This window comes from Leifsonia sp. Leaf336 (genome assembly GCF_001423695.1).
Lineage (GTDB): Bacteria > Actinomycetota > Actinomycetes > Actinomycetales > Microbacteriaceae > Leifsonia.
In genome coordinates this window covers 244675-260083 of the sequence record NZ_LMOZ01000001.1, presented here as the reverse complement: position 1 = coordinate 260083, position 15409 = coordinate 244675, and the positions used below count along the sequence as shown (strand labels likewise).

Annotated in this window: 12 protein-coding genes; 3 read left to right on the top strand and 9 right to left on the bottom strand. The window is 70.0% G+C overall.

The window, feature by feature from the left end; all coding sequences use genetic code 11:
• Positions 1-257: 257 nt before the first annotated feature.
• Entirely contained in the window at positions 258-2834 is a 2577-nt protein-coding gene (locus ASF88_RS01240; protein ID WP_235493222.1) for a right-handed parallel beta-helix repeat-containing protein, read from the bottom strand.
• Between the two features lie 287 nt (positions 2835-3121).
• On the opposite strand from ASF88_RS01240, the gene ASF88_RS01235 reads away from it, so the two are divergent.
• Together ASF88_RS01235 and ASF88_RS01230 are read left to right on the top strand one after the other, a co-directional pair.
• Positions 3122-3730 carry an arsenate reductase/protein-tyrosine-phosphatase family protein gene (locus tag ASF88_RS01235; RefSeq protein WP_055913155.1) on the top strand — a complete coding sequence of 203 codons (609 nt, stop codon included), beginning with the start codon at positions 3122-3124 and terminating at the stop codon, positions 3728-3730.
• A gap of 86 nt (positions 3731-3816) precedes the next feature.
• A complete protein-coding gene (locus ASF88_RS01230; protein WP_055913152.1) occupies positions 3817-4239 on the top strand; it encodes an adenylyltransferase/cytidyltransferase family protein in 423 nt (140 codons plus the stop codon).
• A 16-nt stretch (positions 4240-4255) separates the two neighbouring features.
• Here the strand turns inward: ASF88_RS01230 and pip are convergent, their stop codons facing one another.
• Entirely contained in the window at positions 4256-5215 is a 960-nt protein-coding gene (gene pip / locus ASF88_RS01225; protein WP_055913149.1) for a prolyl aminopeptidase, read from the bottom strand.
• Positions 5216-5263: 48 nt separating this feature from the next.
• On the opposite strand from pip, the gene ASF88_RS01220 reads away from it, so the two are divergent.
• On the top strand, positions 5264-6244 hold the full coding sequence (locus ASF88_RS01220; RefSeq protein WP_055913146.1) for a malate dehydrogenase: 981 nt from the start codon (positions 5264-5266) through the stop codon (positions 6242-6244).
• 84 nt (positions 6245-6328) lie between these two features.
• Here the strand turns inward: ASF88_RS01220 and ASF88_RS01215 are convergent, their stop codons facing one another.
• The 7 genes from ASF88_RS01215 to ASF88_RS01185 all read right to left on the bottom strand — a co-directional run bounded on the left by ASF88_RS01215 (position 6329) and on the right by ASF88_RS01185 (position 15377).
• The gene (locus tag ASF88_RS01215; RefSeq protein ID WP_055913143.1) at positions 6329-8464 is read right to left on the bottom strand and encodes an acyl-CoA dehydrogenase family protein; all 2136 of its coding nucleotides are present in this window, start codon (positions 8462-8464) and stop codon (positions 6329-6331) included.
• Positions 8465-8628: 164 nt separating this feature from the next.
• Positions 8629-9081 carry a DapH/DapD/GlmU-related protein gene (locus ASF88_RS01210; RefSeq protein ID WP_055913141.1) on the bottom strand — a complete coding sequence of 151 codons (453 nt, stop codon included), beginning with the start codon at positions 9079-9081 and terminating at the stop codon, positions 8629-8631.
• Between the two features lie 174 nt (positions 9082-9255).
• Positions 9256-11058, bottom strand: a complete 1803-nt coding sequence (locus ASF88_RS01205) for a glycoside hydrolase family 3 protein (RefSeq protein ID WP_055913137.1) — start codon at positions 11056-11058, stop codon at positions 9256-9258.
• A 150-nt stretch (positions 11059-11208) separates the two neighbouring features.
• Complete coding sequence (locus ASF88_RS01200) at positions 11209-12168, bottom strand: carbohydrate kinase family protein (RefSeq protein WP_055913134.1); 960 nt, start codon at positions 12166-12168, stop codon at positions 11209-11211.
• Positions 12165-13055 (bottom strand): carbohydrate ABC transporter permease, encoded by an 891-nt coding sequence (locus ASF88_RS01195; RefSeq protein WP_082518669.1) that lies wholly within the window; start codon positions 13053-13055, stop codon positions 12165-12167. Before ASF88_RS01195 ends, ASF88_RS01200 begins: the two co-directional genes overlap by 4 nt.
• Complete coding sequence (locus ASF88_RS01190) at positions 13055-14011, bottom strand: carbohydrate ABC transporter permease (RefSeq protein WP_235493220.1); 957 nt, start codon at positions 14009-14011, stop codon at positions 13055-13057. The genes ASF88_RS01195 and ASF88_RS01190 overlap by 1 nt, the downstream gene beginning before the upstream one ends.
• Positions 14012-14030: 19 nt before the next feature.
• Positions 14031-15377 carry an ABC transporter substrate-binding protein gene (locus tag ASF88_RS01185; protein ID WP_055913131.1) on the bottom strand — a complete coding sequence of 449 codons (1347 nt, stop codon included), beginning with the start codon at positions 15375-15377 and terminating at the stop codon, positions 14031-14033.
• Positions 15378-15409 lie beyond the last annotated feature (32 nt).

The window sequence follows — 15409 nt, the reverse complement described above, 5'->3', positions numbered from 1 at the left end:
GGTGGAACGGCAGGCACGCGTGGGGCCGCAAGCCCACGAGCACGGTGCCTGATCGTCATCTGTCGCTCCTTGGAGAGGTCGAATGCGATGAAACCTATCCAGGAACGTGTCCGCGGCTCTGCCTCCAGTACGAGGCACCCCAGTACGAGGCACTCCAGTACGAGGCACACGCCGTCCTCCGCGCACGACAGAGCGACGCCGCCGGGTGGAAGGCCCGGCGGCGTCGCGTGCTCGAAGAGCGGGTCAGGCGGTGGGGATCACCACGCGCCCATGTGGGCGGTGCCGGCGGCCTTGCCCACCAGCGCCGCGATGGCCGAGGTCAGACCCGCCGCCGTGCCCGTGGAGGTGGACGGCGCGGCCGACTGCGCCGCCGCGTTCTCGACGAGCGTGTTGTGGCCGCCCTTGCCGGTCGCGGAGGTGAACGCCGACAGCGTGCTGTAGATCGCGGGGTTGCCCGCACCCGTCGACCACACCGCGAACCAGCTCGGGGCGCTGGCCGACGGGCGGCGGTACAGGTTGTAGTCCGCGTCGATGCCCATCTGAGCGGCGGAGTACGTGTGCGAGTAGTCCTCGACGCACAGCAGGCAGTTGCCCGAGCCTCCCGAGATGATGTTGTTGCGGATCGTGTCCGGACCGGTGATCCACGTCATCGTCGGGTCGGGGAACGCCTGACGCGGGTCGTGCCCGGCGTCGCTCTTGTTGTTCCCGCGCCGCGCGTCCTGGGTGATCTCCAGGTTGCGGTTGGTGTTGTCGGTGAACGTGTTGTTCCAGACCTGCACGCCGCCGCCGATGTCGTCGAGCTTCAGCCCGTCCTTGGCGTTGTTCGACGACACGTTGTCGACGATGCTCGCCTTGGCGGAGATCTCGATGACGATGCCGTTGCCGGCGTTGCGCAGCGAGTCGTTGTGGACGACGGTCATGTTGTAGACCGACTCGTCGAACCACAGACCGTGCGACAGGTTGTCGACGAACGCGCTGTTCTCGACCGTGATGTTACGCGAGCGGGTGATCTTCACGCCGCCGGAGACCGGCGAGGTGTTGAAGTGCTCCGCGTCGTTGCCGGACGCGAGCACCCCGTCGAGGGTCAGGTTGTCCGAGTTGTTCGTCTGCACACCGAGGAGGCCGTTGCGGGCCACCGTGACGTTGCGCAGCGTGTGGCCGGAGCCGCCCAGCGCGATGCCGGTCGTGGCGTTGTCCGTGAACGAGACGTTCTCGAACGTGCCGGTGCCCTGGTAGTCGGTCACCGCGCCCATGTCGGGCACCGAAGGCGCGTAGCGGCGGACGCCGACGCCCTTCAGCGTGAAGCCGGCCGAGCCGACGGTGATCGCCTTCTGGAGGTCGCTGGCGCGCACATCCTTGCCGGACGGGTCGGTGCCGAGCACGAGGGCCTTGGCGCCGGTGTCGTAGAAGAACGTTCCCGCGGTGACCTGGGACGCGCTGGCGACCTGCTTCATGGCGGTGCCGTTCACCCAGAGCTGGTCGGGGTGGGAGGCCATCGGGTAGCTCGGGTTGACGAACTGCCAGCCGGAGGCCGTGCCGTCAGGAGCACCGCGCGTGAACGTCGGGCTCGAGTCGAAGACGTGGTTCCAGCCGGTGGCCCTCCACACGGAGCCGCTCTTGGCCCAGCCGCCGACGACGGAGCTGCCGTCGAGGTAGACGGCCTCCTTCGGGTACGACTGCACCGTGAGCTTCTTGCCGCCGGGCACCGTCAGGGACTCGTGGTACGTGCCGCCGCGCAGCACGATGGTCGCGCCGTTCGGAGCCGCGTTGAGCGCCTTCTGCACGGTCGCGAACGGGGCCGCGAGGGTGCCCGCCGCGCTGTCCGAGCCGGACGGGGAGACCACGACCGCGCCGGACGGCACCGCGTAGGAGGTGCTGCCGATGGCCGCGGCGCCGGTCGCGAAACGCGTGCCGGCGGTGTTGACCGTCGGGTCGCCGGGCGACGTCGGGCCCGTCGGAGTGGTCGGCGGCGTCGTGGTCGGCGGCGTCGGGGTCTGCGTCGGCGTGGAGGTCGGCGTCGGAGTCGGCGTCGGCGTCGTGGTCGGCGGCGCGGACGGGGTCGACGTCGGAGTGGGGGTGGTGGTCGGATTGCCCGTGGAGGCCTTCAGGCTCGAGGCGGTGAGGCTGTCGAACGCGACGCGCTGCACGGCGGTCGCACCGGACAGGTACGACCAGGCCGCGACGCTGCCTGCGCCGCCCAGCCGGACGGAGGCCGTGTCATCGGCGGTGAGCTGCCAGCCGGGCTGGGTGGTGCCGGCGACCCAGGCGCGAGCCTGGAGGTGCACCGGGTTCGAACCCGTGGCCTGGAACTGAAGCTGCACGGCGGAGCCGGCCTTCAGACCGGTCGCGACGCGGATCTCCTTGCCGACAGTGGTCTGCTTGGCGGTGGAACCGTTGACGCGCACGATGGTGAGCGTCACGGCGCCGGCCTTGGCCACGCGGATGTTGGCCTGGTAGTACGAGCCTCCCGCCGAGCGCAGCTGCACTCCGGCGTAGACGCCGTTGCCGCTGGCGGGGATGGTCGGGACGTCGATCGTCGCGGCCGTCGTCACATCGGCGGCCGAGACCGTCGAGAGGTTCGCGGTCAGCGAGGAGCCGGACTTCGGGAGGGCCATCGTGCCGACGCCGCCTGCGGTCGAGAACGACGCCGCGCTGTTGACCTTGTAGGCGCCGCCGACAGGGGCGGAGCCCCAGCCGCCTGCGGCGGTGCGGGAGAAGTCGTCGGAGACCAGTTGCGAGGCCACCGTGTAGGTGGTCGCCGCGTTGGCGGTGAGAGCCGGGAGGCCGACCGCGGCGAGTGCCGCGATTGCGGTTCCCGCGACCGCGGTGATCACGGTCTTGCGGGTGCGGGGGGTAGGGGTGTTTCGTGTTTTCTTGGGGGCGGGGGTGCCTGTAAGGCGGTGTCTGGCAGCTGCCATGAAGCGTCTTCCAATGCTCGTCGCGATCAGGAAAGCATGAAGGTGAGACCAGGCCTTCTGCGCGTGAGATTTGTTGGAAAACCTATCAGACCGTGGCTGAGAGCGCACACAGGTCAGTTAATTTTACGTCCGCTATGCAATCTCAGCTAGGTGGTTCTTTCCCCCCAATTCGGGTGGTAGCCGTCGTCCGCGAGAATGGCAGCATGCGGGCATCGACTCCTTTCGCCATCGTGACGATCTGCACGGGGAACATCTGCCGCTCCCCGGCCATGGACCTCCTGCTGGCACACGAGCTCGCGACGGCCGCCGGTGGCGACGGGCCGCGGTTCACGGTGTCGTCGGCCGGTACCCACGCGATGACGGGCTGGCCGGTCAACCCGCCGATGGACGGCCTCCTCGAGGCTCACGGCGTGGACGCCGCGGATGTGCGGGGTTTCGTCGCCCGCCAGGCCACGCGGTCTCTCCTCGCCGACGCCGGCCTGATCCTCACAGCGACCCGCGAGCATCGTGAGTGGGTCGTCGACCACGCCCCGTCGACCGTGCGGCGCGCGTTCACACTGACCGAGTTCGCGGACGCCGTCACCCGCGCCAGCGCCTCCGAGCTCTCGCCCGCGGAGCTCGTCGCCTGGGCGGCGGCGCACCGCCCTTCGTCCGGCGTCGTCAGCCGCGACCGCGCCACCCGGCGCGGCTACGCGGAGGGCGACGTCCTCGATCCGTACGGCGAGGGCGACGCGGCGTACGAGGCGGCCTTCGCGCAGATCGCCACGGCGACGGAGGTGATCGCCTCCGCGTTGCGCGCCACGGTCGACTGACGAAAGCTCCTTCGAATTTATAGGTGACAAATCCTCACTCATTCGCCAGAATAGGTGAGGATACCTCACCCGAAGGAGGCCACCCTGTGACCGTACGCGTCGGCTACGCAGCAGGAGCGTTCGACCTGTTCCACATCGGACACCTCAACATCCTCAAGCACGCCAAGAACGAGTGCGATTACCTGATCGCGGGTGTCGTCTCCGACGAAATGCTCCGCCTCACCAAAGGCGTCGACCCGGTGATCCCGCTCGCGGAGCGCATCGAGATCGTGCGCAACATCGGTTACGTCGACGAAGCGGTCGCCGAGACCGTGCCCGACAAGCTCGAGATGTGGCAGAAGCTGCAGTTCGACGTCTTCTTCAAGGGCGACGACTGGCGCGGCACCGAGAAGGGCATGCGCCTGGAGCGCGAGTTCGCCGCGGTCGGCGTCGAGGTGGTCTACTTCCCGTACACGATGACGACGAGCTCGACGCAGCTCCGCCGCGCACTCGCCGCCCTCGCCGGCTGACGCAACCGGACCCTCGTCATCGATCGGCGAAGCGGTCGGTCGCCTCGATGAGGGCGTCGAGGATGCCGGGCTCGTCGTAGGCGTGACCCGCGTCGGCGATGATCTGCAGGTCGGCCTGCGGCCACGCCTTGTGCAGGTCCCACGCGGTCATCGCCGGCGTGCAGACGTCGTAGCGGCCCTGCACGATGACGCCGGGGATGTCCTCCAGCCGGTGGGCGTCGCGGATCAGCTGGTCCTCCTCGAACCACCCGCCGTTCATGAAGTAGTGGTTCTCGATGCGCGCGAAGGCGACCGCGTACTTCTCTTCGGTGAAGCTCTCGACGACCTCCGGGCGCGGCAGCAGCGTGATCGTGGAGGACTCCCAGCGCGACCAGGCGACCGCAGCGGGGCCGTGCACGGCCGGGTCCTCGTCGGAGAGCAGGCGGCTGTACGCCCGAATGAGGTGGCCGCGCTCCTCCGCGGGAACCGGCTCCACGAAGCCCTCCCACAGGTCGGGGAACAATGCCGCGGCGCCGCCCTCGTAGAACCAGTCGAGCTCGGCGGGACGCAGCGTGAAGATGCCGCGCACGATCAGCTCCGACACCCGCTCGGGATGCGTCTCGGCGTACGCGAGCGCGAGGGCGCTCCCCCACGACCCGCCGAACACCTGCCAGCGCTCGACGTCGAGGTGCTCGCGCAGCTTCTCCATGTCGCCGACGAGGTTCCAGGTGGTGTTCGCCGAGAGGTCGGCGTCGGGATCGCTGGCGTGCGGCAGGCTCTTGCCGCAGTTGCGCTGGTCGAAGAGGACGATCCGGTACCGCTCCGGGTCGAACAGCCGGCGGTGGGAGGGCGTGGTGCCGCCGCCGGGGCCGCCGTGCAGGAACACGACCGGCTTGCCGTCGGGGTTGCCGCTCGTCTCCCAATACACCTGCTGGCCGTCGCCGACGTCCAGCATCCCGCTGTCGTACGGCTCGATCTCGGGGTAGAGGCTGCGCATGGTGCGACTGTAGCGGTGGGGTGAGGCGCGCAGCGCTAGGCTCGCAGCATGACCACCCCCGTGACCGTCGCCGTCACCGGCGCCGGTGGACAGATCGGCTACGCCCTCCTCTTCCGCATCGCCTCCGGCCAGCTCTTCGGGCCGGAGGTCCCGGTGCGGCTCCGGCTGCTGGAGATCCCGGCGGGACGTGCCGCGGCCGAGGGCACCGCCCTCGAGCTGCTCGACGGCGCCTTCCCGCTGCTGCACTCCCTCGAGGTCACGGAGGACGCAGGCACCGCCTTCGACGGGGTGAACGCAGCGCTCCTCGTGGGTGCCCGCCCGCGTACCGCCGGGATGGAGCGGGCCGACCTCCTGGAGGCGAACGGCGGCATCTTCGGGCCGCAGGGCGCCGCGCTCAACGCGGGAGCGGCGGACGACGTCCGCGTGCTCGTCGTCGGCAATCCCGCCAACACCAATGCGCTGATCGCCAGCGCGCACGCGCCCGACATCCCGGCCGAGCGGTTCACCGCGATGACGCGGCTCGACCACAACCGGGCCGTGGCTCAGCTCGCCGCGAAGCTCGGCGTCCCGGTCTCGGCGATCGACGGCGTCATCGTCTGGGGCAACCACTCGGCGAGCCAGTACCCCGACCTCAGCCACGCGACGGTCGGCGGCCGCCCGGCGACCGAGCTCGTCGAGGAGGACTGGCTGGCCGACGAGTACATCCCGCGCGTGGCGAACCGCGGCGCCGAGATCATCGCGGTGCGCGGCTCGTCGTCGGCGGCCTCCGCCGCGAGCGCCGCCATCGACCACATGCACGACTGGGTGCACGGCACGGGCGCGCGCTGGACCTCCGCCGCCGTGGTCTCCGACGGCTCCTACGGCGTTCCCGACGGCCTCATCTCGTCGTTCCCCGTGCGCGCCGTCGACGGCCGGTGGGAGGTCGTGCAGGGTCTCGAGATCGACGCCTTCTCGCGTGAGCGCATCGACGCCTCCGTCGCCGAGCTGGTGGCCGAGCGCGAGGCCGTCCACGCCCTCGGCCTCCTGTAGCGCTGCGCCCGCGCGCCGACATCCGTCACGAATCGCGACATTCGTGGCACGAATCGCGACATTCGTGACGAATGTCGGTGCGGGTCAGCGGTGCTTGGCGGGCGCCTTCTCGGGCGTCGGCAGCGTGCCGGCGGCCCGGCGCTCGGCGTAGTAGGCGCGGGCCTCCGCCTGGCGCTCGGCCTCCGCGCCGCTCGCGATCTTCGCGCGCACGAGCTCGGGGCCGTAGCCGAACGCGTCGACGAGGTCGACAGCGTGCGGGCGCAGCCGCGTGAGGAGCCGGTCGATGTACGCCGACACGGCCTGCGCGCGCTGCGGCGACAGCCGGCCGTGGATGAGGTACCACGACAGGTGCTTCTCGATCAGGCCGAACCCGAACAGGTCGCGCAGCCAGGTGAGCACCTGCTTGGTGCCGGCGTCGGGGGCCTGCTCCAGGGCCTCGGTGAACGCCTCCCACTGCAGCAGCTCGCCGTGCGCCCTAGCCGCTTCGATGAGCTCGTTCTGCTGGGAGTTGAACAGGTCGGCCGCGGCCTTCTTGCCGAGCTTGGAGGCCGGGCGGAGCCGTCCGCCGATCTCCGCGATCATCGTCGCCACCCGGTCGGTCAGCAGCTCGCGCTGCGTCGCCGACTCCTGCAGCCAGTTGACCGACCGCGCCGTCGACCCGAAGTCGCGCACGGTCTGGCCGACGCTGCGCAGCCCGGTGCCGTGGTAGGCCTTGCCCGCCGCCTGCACGACGACGTAGCGGGCCATCGCACCCGCGTCGGCCTTGGCGAACTTGCGGCTGAAATCGGTGAGCAGCCGCTTGGCGACGAGCTGCAGGAGGACGTTGTTGTCGCCCTCGAAGGTGACCCAGATATCGAGGTCCTGCCGCAGGGAGGTGATGCGGTTCTCCGTCAGGAAGCCGGAGCCTCCGCAGGCTTCGCGAGCCTCCTGGAGCGTCTCGAGCGCGTGCCAGGTGCTCAACGGCTTGAGCGCGGCCGCGATGGTCTCCAGGTCCTGCCGGTCGGCGTCGCTGTCGGCCTTGCCGCTGAACACGTCGTCGAACTTGTGCAGGAACACCTCGTGGGCGAAGCCGGCCGCGTAGGTCGTGGCGAGCAGCGGCAGCAGGCGGCGCTGGTGGCGCTGGTAGTCGAGGATGACCTCCTCGTCGGTGTCGCTGCCGGCGGTGAACTGGCGGCGCTGGTCGGCGTAGGTGATCGCGATCTTCAGGCCGATCTTCGACGCGATGGTGGCCGAGCCGTCGAGCGAGACGCGGCCCTGCACCAGGGTGCCGAGCATGGTGAAGAAGCGCCGCCCGGGACTCGCGATCGGGGAGGTGTAGGTGCCGTCCTCCGCGACGTCGCCGTAGCGGTTCAGCAGGTCGGTACGCGGGATGCGCACACCCGTGAAGTGCAGCCTCCCGTTGTCGATGCCGTTGAGGCCGCCCTTCTGGCCGTCGTCCTCGCCCCCGATGCCCGGGAGGAAGTCGCCGTTCGCGTCGCGGATCGGCACGTAGAACGCGTGCACGCCGTGGTTGACGCCCTGCGTGACGAGCTGCGCGAACACGACGGCGGCGGTCGCGTCGACGGCGGCATTGCCGAGGTAGTCCTTCCACGCCCCGCGGAACGGGGTGTCGATGACGAACTCCTTCGTCTCGGGGTCGTAGGTGGCGGTGGTCGCGACCGCGGCGACGTCGGAGCCGTGGCCGGTCTCCGTCATGGCGAACGCGCCGGGCACCTCCAGCGACATGATCGCCGGCAGGTAGGTCTGGTGGTGGTGCTCGGTGCCGAGGTGCAACACGGCGGCGCCGAAGAGGCCCCACTGCACGCCCGACTTGATCTGGAGGGACGGGTCGGCCGCGACGAGCTCCTCGAACGCCGCGATGTTGCCGCCGTGGTCGTCTTCGCCCCCCACCGACTTCGGGAACGCCCGGTGCACCTGCCCGTTCTCGACCAGCAGCTTGAGCTGCTCGAAGACGCGCGACCGGTGGTCGGCGACGGACAGTCCCTCCACCTTCTGCAGTTCGGGGCGCGACGACAGCTCGCGGGAGGCGAGCCGCGCCTCCGCCCACTGGCCCAGCAGCTGGCGGCCCAGCGCCTCCACGTCGACGCGCGGTGCCGCGCCGGCGGGCGCGGTGGCCGCAGCGGCGGCGGCCGCTTCGGACGCGGCGGAGTCCGCGACGGAGGTGGTGCTCGGCTCGGTGGTGTTGGGCTTCGGGGTGGCGCGCTCGGCAGTGTCAACCATGAGTTTCCTCTTCGATCTCTCTACGGTGCTCGCCACGCTACGACGGCCGGCCCGCGGGCGGAAACCGTCGGTGCGGCGGCTACAAAAACGGCCCGCGGGGTACGCGGGCCGTTTGTGGGAAGCTCCAAATCGAGATCCGCCTCCTCAGCGGATGTCGACAACGATCAGGCAGCTCGACGCGTGAGCCGGGCACCGCGCGGCGGTGCCGAGAGCGCGGCGCGCGCCGCCGCAGCGCCGCGCAGCTCGATCACGGTGCCGGCCGGCACCTGCTCGTCGCGCTCGACACGCGCGCCGTTGCCGATCATCGCGTTCTCACCGATCTTGACGTTGCTGCCGATGCGCACGCCGCTGCCGACGATGCAGCCCTTGCCGACGTGGACGTTGGCGCCCACGAACGTGCGGTCGCCGATCGTCACGCCACTGTCGATCCAGCTGCCTGCGCCGATGTAGACGTCGAGCCCGATGCGGGCGTCGGCCTCCACGTAGGCGCTCGGCTCGATGTGGGCCGACTCGGCGACGCGCGCCGACGGCGACACCAAGCCCCTGCCGTTCGCGTGCCTTCTGTACTTGATGACTGCGCCGGTCTCGTCCTCGAGCTCTTCGATCCTCCGTGCCATTTCATCCCCTCCTTCGAGATCGTCGCGAAATTATGCCACCTGACATAACCGTGGACGGGAGGGAAAGATTCCCTGATCGCCCCACGGAACGGGCACTGTACGCCCGGGACCGCGGGACGACCAGGGGGAACGCTCGGAACCTGCTGAACGCCGGCCCTTCGCGAACGGAGCGGGCTAGTAGCTCAGCCCGTGGCCGAAGCGGAACAGCGGGTCGGCGGTGTCGAACGGCACGTCCGGACGGTTCGCCTCCACGGCCGCCATCGACGACGGGAGGTCCATCGGCAGCCGGCCCTGCGGCGCGGCCTCGCCGAACAGCACGTCGAGCAGGGCGACGGGGCTCGCGCCGTAGTCGACCGAGATCGCCGCCGCCTCCCCCGCGATCGGGGTCAGGATGGCCGGACGATCCAGGAACACGTGCAGGACCGTTGGAACGGCCCGCGCGATGGCGAGCACCTCGTCCACGGTCTCCTGCTCGAAGTCGAGCGAGCCGGCGTGGAAGAAGTTCTCGAACATCGTCGAGCGCTGCTCGTACGGGGCATGCAGCCGGACCAGCGCGGCATCGGCCTCCTCGACGGTGTCGACGACCGTCGCGTAGCCTGCGACGAGCTCGGGGTCGAAGCCGCGCACGAGCACCTTCGCCCCGCGGGCGAGCGGAAGGACGCTCTCGTTCTTCAGCAGCGTGACGGAGGCGCGCTGCGCAGCCTCCCCCGCCGCCACGAACTCGGCGTTGCCGACGACCGCGGTCGCGCGGGCCGGGTCGACCGTCGGCGCATCGAACAGGCCGAGGCGGAACTTCTCGCGCAGGAGGCGTCGCGCCGACACGTCGAGCCGCTCCTCCGGCAGCTCGCCGCTGCGCACGAGGTCGATCAGGAGTTCCGGGATGGACTCTCCGCCGAACTGGTCGGCCCCCGCGTCGAGGACCTTGCGCATCCGCTCCCGCGGCGACAGGTGCTCGACGCCCCAGGCGCGCGCCGGGAAGGGCTCCCCGCCGATCTCGCCGTCGCTGATCAGTCCCCAGTCGGTGCAGACGATGCCGTCGAAGCCGTAGCGCTCGCGCAGCAGGCCGGTGATGACCGACTTGTTGAAGCCGAAGCCGACCTCCTCGTACTCGGTTCCGACCGGCATGCCGTAGTACGGCATGATCTGGCTGGTGCCCGCCTCGAAGGCCGCCTCGAACGGCTTGAGGTGCGTCTCGAACTGTCCGCCCGGGTAGACCTGCTCCCGGCCGTACGGGAAGTGCGGGTCCTCGCCGTCCTTCTGCGGGCCGCCTCCCGGGAAGTGCTTGGTCATGGTGGCGACGGAGTCCGGTCCGAGCTCTGAGCCCTGGAAGCCGCGGATGTACGCTGCGCCGAGCCGGGAGGTCAGCTCCGGGTCCTCGCCGAAGGTGGCCGACTGGCGCGCCCAGCGCGGTTCGGTGGCGAGGTCGATCTGCGGGTGCAGGGCCACGCGGATGCCGACCGCCGTGTACTCCTGGCGTGCGATGTCGGCGAAGCGCTCCACGAGCGCCTCGTCGCCGATCGCGGCGAGCCCCATGGTCTCCGGCCACTGCGAGAACGGGCCGGCCATCATCGCGGCGAGCGGGTTGTCGCTGAACGAGTGCCGCGGGTCGGTCGAGAAGGTGACCGGGATGCCGAGGCGCGTGCTCGCGGCGACCTCCTGCACGCGGTTGTGCCATTCAGCCATCTCGGCGGCCGAGCTCGCGGCGCCGAACACGTTGAAGTGCGTCAGGTGGCGGTCGCGGATCATCTCGGTGCTGTCGGCGATGCCGAACGCCGGGTTCGGGCCGGCGACCGTTCCGCCCTCGCCGATCGTCATCATCGTCTGGAAGAACAGGCCCGCCTTCTCGTCGAGCGTCATCTGCGCCAGCAGGTTCTCGACGCGCTCGTCGATCGGGAGGCTCGCGTCGCGGAAGCGGGGGTCGGCCTCCGGCGCCCGGGTCTCAGCTGCGGGCGTCGTGGTCTGGTCGGTGTCGGTCATTCGCACTCCTCTGGGCGTGACGGGTAGACCCTCATCATAAACCGACCGTTACTTGGTTTTCTCCGTGAATTCCCTCCGCGCGATCGCCGAAGGGCACGTTGTTGTCGCTTTCGCGCGCCGAAAGCGACAACAACGTGCCCTTCGAGGGTGTCAGGGGATCGGGAGGAGGAGCTCGTCGCGGGTGGCCTGGGCGGCCGTGCCGCCGCGGCCGCGCACCGAGAGCGAGCCGGCGGTCGCGGCCCAGCGCAGGCGCTCCTCCTCGTCGGCGACGCCGGCCGCCAGCGCGGCGAGGTACCCGGCGTCGAAGCTGTCGCCGGCGCCGGTGGTGTCGACGACCTCCACGCGCAGCCCGGGCGACGCGGCGACGCGCGCGCCGCCCTCGAAGGCGATGCCGCCCTCCGCGCCGGCCTTGACGACGACGCGGCAGCCGAGCTCCGAGAGCGCGCTCGAGGCCTCCTCGAGCCCGGCCGGAACCGAACCCGTGACGGCGGCGGCGATGGCCAGCGCCTCCTCGCGGTTGGGGAGGAAGACGTCTACGCGCCGCAACACCTCCTGCAGCCCGCTCCAGCGCTCCGACGGATCCCAGTTCGTGTCGAGGCTCACGGTGATGCCGTGCTCGGCGAGCCAGCTCAGCAGCTCGGGCAGCGAAGCCGCAAGCCCCGGCTGCAAGAAGTACGACGCGACGTGGACGTGTCGCGGCCGCAACCGCTCCACGGCCTCCCGCACCGCCTCGGCGGCCAGGCTCGGGATGGTGCCGGGCAGGGTCAGGATGGCGCGGTCGTGCGGCTCCGACAGCACGACGGAGAGCCCGGTGGGGACGGCGTCGTCGACGGACACCGCGGAGACGTCGACCCCGGCCGCGCGCAGCTCGTCGAGCACGAACGAGCCGAAGCGGTCGCTGCCGACCACCGCGGCGAGCGCCGTCGTCACGCCGAGCCTGGCGAGCCCGCAGGCGACGATCGACGCGCTGCCGCCGAGCAGCAGGTCGGCGGTGTCGAGCAGCTGCTCGGCCTGGCCGAACCGCGGCACCGTGTCGCCGGTGAGCAGGAGGTCGGGGTTGGCGTCCCCGACCACGAGTACGTCGACAGCGCCGACACCGTCCGCGCTCATCCCTTCAGCCCGGAGAACGTCATCGTCGCGATGAAGTGCCGCTGCGCGAAAAGGAAGAACAGGATGAGCGGCAGGGTCGCGATGACGTTGCCGGCCATGATCAGGCTCCAGTCGGTCTGGTGCATGCCCTGGAAGTTCGCGATTCCCAGCTGCAGCGTGAACGCCGACTGGTTGTTGATCGCGATGAGGGGCCAGACCAGGTCGTTCCAGGCGCCCAGCAGCGTGAAGATCGCGAGCGTCGCGAGCGCCGGCCGGGCCAGCGGAAGCACGATGCGGAAGAAGATCTGCCAGCGGTTGCAGCCGTCGATCGCGCCGGCCTCCTCCAGCTCCGCCGGGAGCGAGAGGAAGAACTGCCGCATCAGGAAGATCCCGAACGCCGTCGCCAGCCACGGCACGATCGCGGCGCCCAGTCCGTTCAGGAGGCCGAGGTTCGCGAACAGGATGTACGTGGGGATCATCAGCAGCTGGGTCGGGATCATGATGGTCGCGAGGATCATCAGGAAGCCGAAGTTGCGCCCGGCGAACTTGAGCCGCGCGAAGCCGTAGCCGGCCAGCGAGCAGAGCACCAGGTTCGAGACGATCGCCGTGCCCGACACGATGACGGTGTTGCCGAGCCACAGCATGATGTCCGTGGTGCCGAACAGCTTGGTGTAGCCGTCGAGCGTGAAGTGCGACGGGAAGAACGGCGGCGGGAAGGCCACCAGCTCCTTCGCGGGCGAGAACGACGCGAGCGTCATCTGGAGGAACGGCACCAGGAAGAGGACCGCGATCGGGAACAGCACGAAGTGCCACCCGCTGAACCTCATCCTGCGCTTGCTCCGGCCGCTGCCGCTCTGCGCGGCGACCCGTTCGGTCGCCGACGAGACCTGGTCGAGGACGCTGACCATCAGATCGCCTCCGATCCCCGGCGCCGGGAGTACAGCACGACGCCGATCGTGATGAGCAGCGTGACCGCGAACAGCACGTAGGCGGCCGCGGAGCCGTAGCCGAACTGCAGCGCGTGGAACGCCTTGTCGTAGAGGAAGTACACGATCGTCTCCGTGGAGCCCAGCGGGCCTCCCTTGGTCGTCGTGTAGACGAGGTCGAAGAGCTGGATGGCCTCGATCGTCTGCCAGATCGTGACGAACACCGTCACCGGAGCCAGCTGCGGCCAGACGATCCGCCAGAACGTCTGCCAGCGGTTCGCGCCGTCGATGCGGGCAGCCTCGATCAGGTCGGCCGGCACGTCCTGGAGGGCCGCCAGGTAGATCACGGTGGTGAACGCCGCGGCGCCCCACAGCGACATGATCGCGATGACGAGCATGGCCTGGTGCGGGTCGTCGAGCCAGCCCTGCTGCGGGAGGCCGAGCACCCGGAGCACGTTGTTGACCAGACCGAACTGCGGGCTGAACAGGTACGTCGACAGGATGCCGGTCGACGCCGCGGAGGCCACGAACGGGACGAAGATCGCCGTGCGGTAGAAGCCCATCCAGCGGATGCGCCGGTTCAGCGCGACCGCGAGGAACAGCCCGAGCAGCACCGAGGCCGGAACGAACAGCAGCGTGAAGCCCACCGTGTTGAGCACCGCGTTGCCGAAATCGGCGTCGCTCAGCAGGTCGGCGTAGTTCTGACCTCCCACCCAGGTCGCCTGACTGAAGCCGTCCCAGCTCTGGAACGACAGCACGAAGGCCCAGAGCGCCGGGAAGATCGACAGTCCCAGGATGATGATGGTCGCCGGGGCGACGAACCCCCACCCGGTGAGGGCCGAGGTCAGCCCCTGCTTGCGGCGGGCGCGGCTGCGCTGGGCATCCACCGGCGCCCGCTTCGCGGGCGACCCGGGTCGCGGCACGGTCATGTCTGCCATGGGGAGGTGCTCCGCGTTCCTACTTCTTCGCCTGGGCATCGGCCGTCTTGGCGGCCTGATCGAGCGCGGGGCCCGGCTCGCCCTGGCCCTGCAGCACCTGCGAGATCGACTTGCCGATCGCGACCGACAGCGATGCGTAGCTCTCGGTCGTCGGGCGCGTCTCCTTGACGTTCTTGGAGTTGGCCACGAAGACGTCGTAGCCGGGGTACTCGGCGGTCTGCTTCGCGACGGCCTCCGATGACGCCTCGGAGCTACGAAGCGGGAGGTTGCCGAGAGCCACGTTGAAGCGCTCGTCCTGCTGCGCCGAGGTCAGCCACTGGGCGAACTGGGTCGCCCAGTAGGCGCGGTTCTTGTCGTGGTGGTCGAACAGCGCCCAGATGTCGGGGCCCGACACCGTCTGGTGGTCGCCCTTCGTGCCCGGGAGCTGCACGACGCCGTACTTCGTGCCGCCGGTCTTCAGGTCCGAGAGCTCCCACGGGCCGGAGGTGATCATCCCGATGCGGTTGCTAACGAACAGCTGCCCGAACTTCTCGTCGGTCTGGTCGAGGTACACGCTCTTGTCGTCGACCGCCATCGAGCGCAGGAAGGTGAGCGCGTCGTCGCCGGCGGTGGAGTTGAACGCGGCCTTGCCGTCGCTGTTCAGGATCGACCCGCCGTTCTGCCACAGGTGCGGCCAGAACTGCCAGGTCGTCTCTTCGCTGCCCGAGACGGAGTAGCCGTAGCCGTAGACGTGGTTCGCCGGGTCGGTCAGCTTCTTCGCCGCCGCGCGGAAGTCGTCCCAGGTCCAGTCGGCGGTCGGGTACGCCATGCCGGCCTTGTCGAACAGCGTCTTGTTGTAGAGGAGGCCGATGTTGTCGACGACGGCCGGGAAGCCGATGATCTTCGAGCCGGAGGGCTGCGCGGTGCCGCGGGCGGCCGCGGTGAACTCGTCCCAGTTGACGCCCGGCTTCTTGACGTCGGCGGAGATGTCGAGCGTGCGGCCGGAGGCCTCCAGCTGGCCGGCCCAGGAGCCGAACGCGTACGACATGTCGGGGTACTGGTTGCCGGCGAACCCGGCGGACAGCTTCTGCAGCAGCCCGTCGGTCGAGGAGGCGCCCGGCGACAGATCGATGGTGACGTTCGGGTGGTCCTTCTCGAACTCCTTCGCGAGCGCCTCGATCGACTTCTCTGCAGCGTCGGCCTGCCCCGACCACACCTGGATCGTGACCTTGGCGGACTTGTCGAGGGTGGTCGCGCCCTGTGTGCCGCTACAGCCGGCGAGCGCCACGAGGGCGGCGGTCGCGGTGAGGGCGGCGGCGGTGCGGAGGGCGTGGCGGCGGACCGTGCTGCGGGCTGGTCCGGTGTGCTTCGGGGGGCGAGGTAGCATCTTCGGTTCCTCTCGGGTGGTCTGCGTCGGCT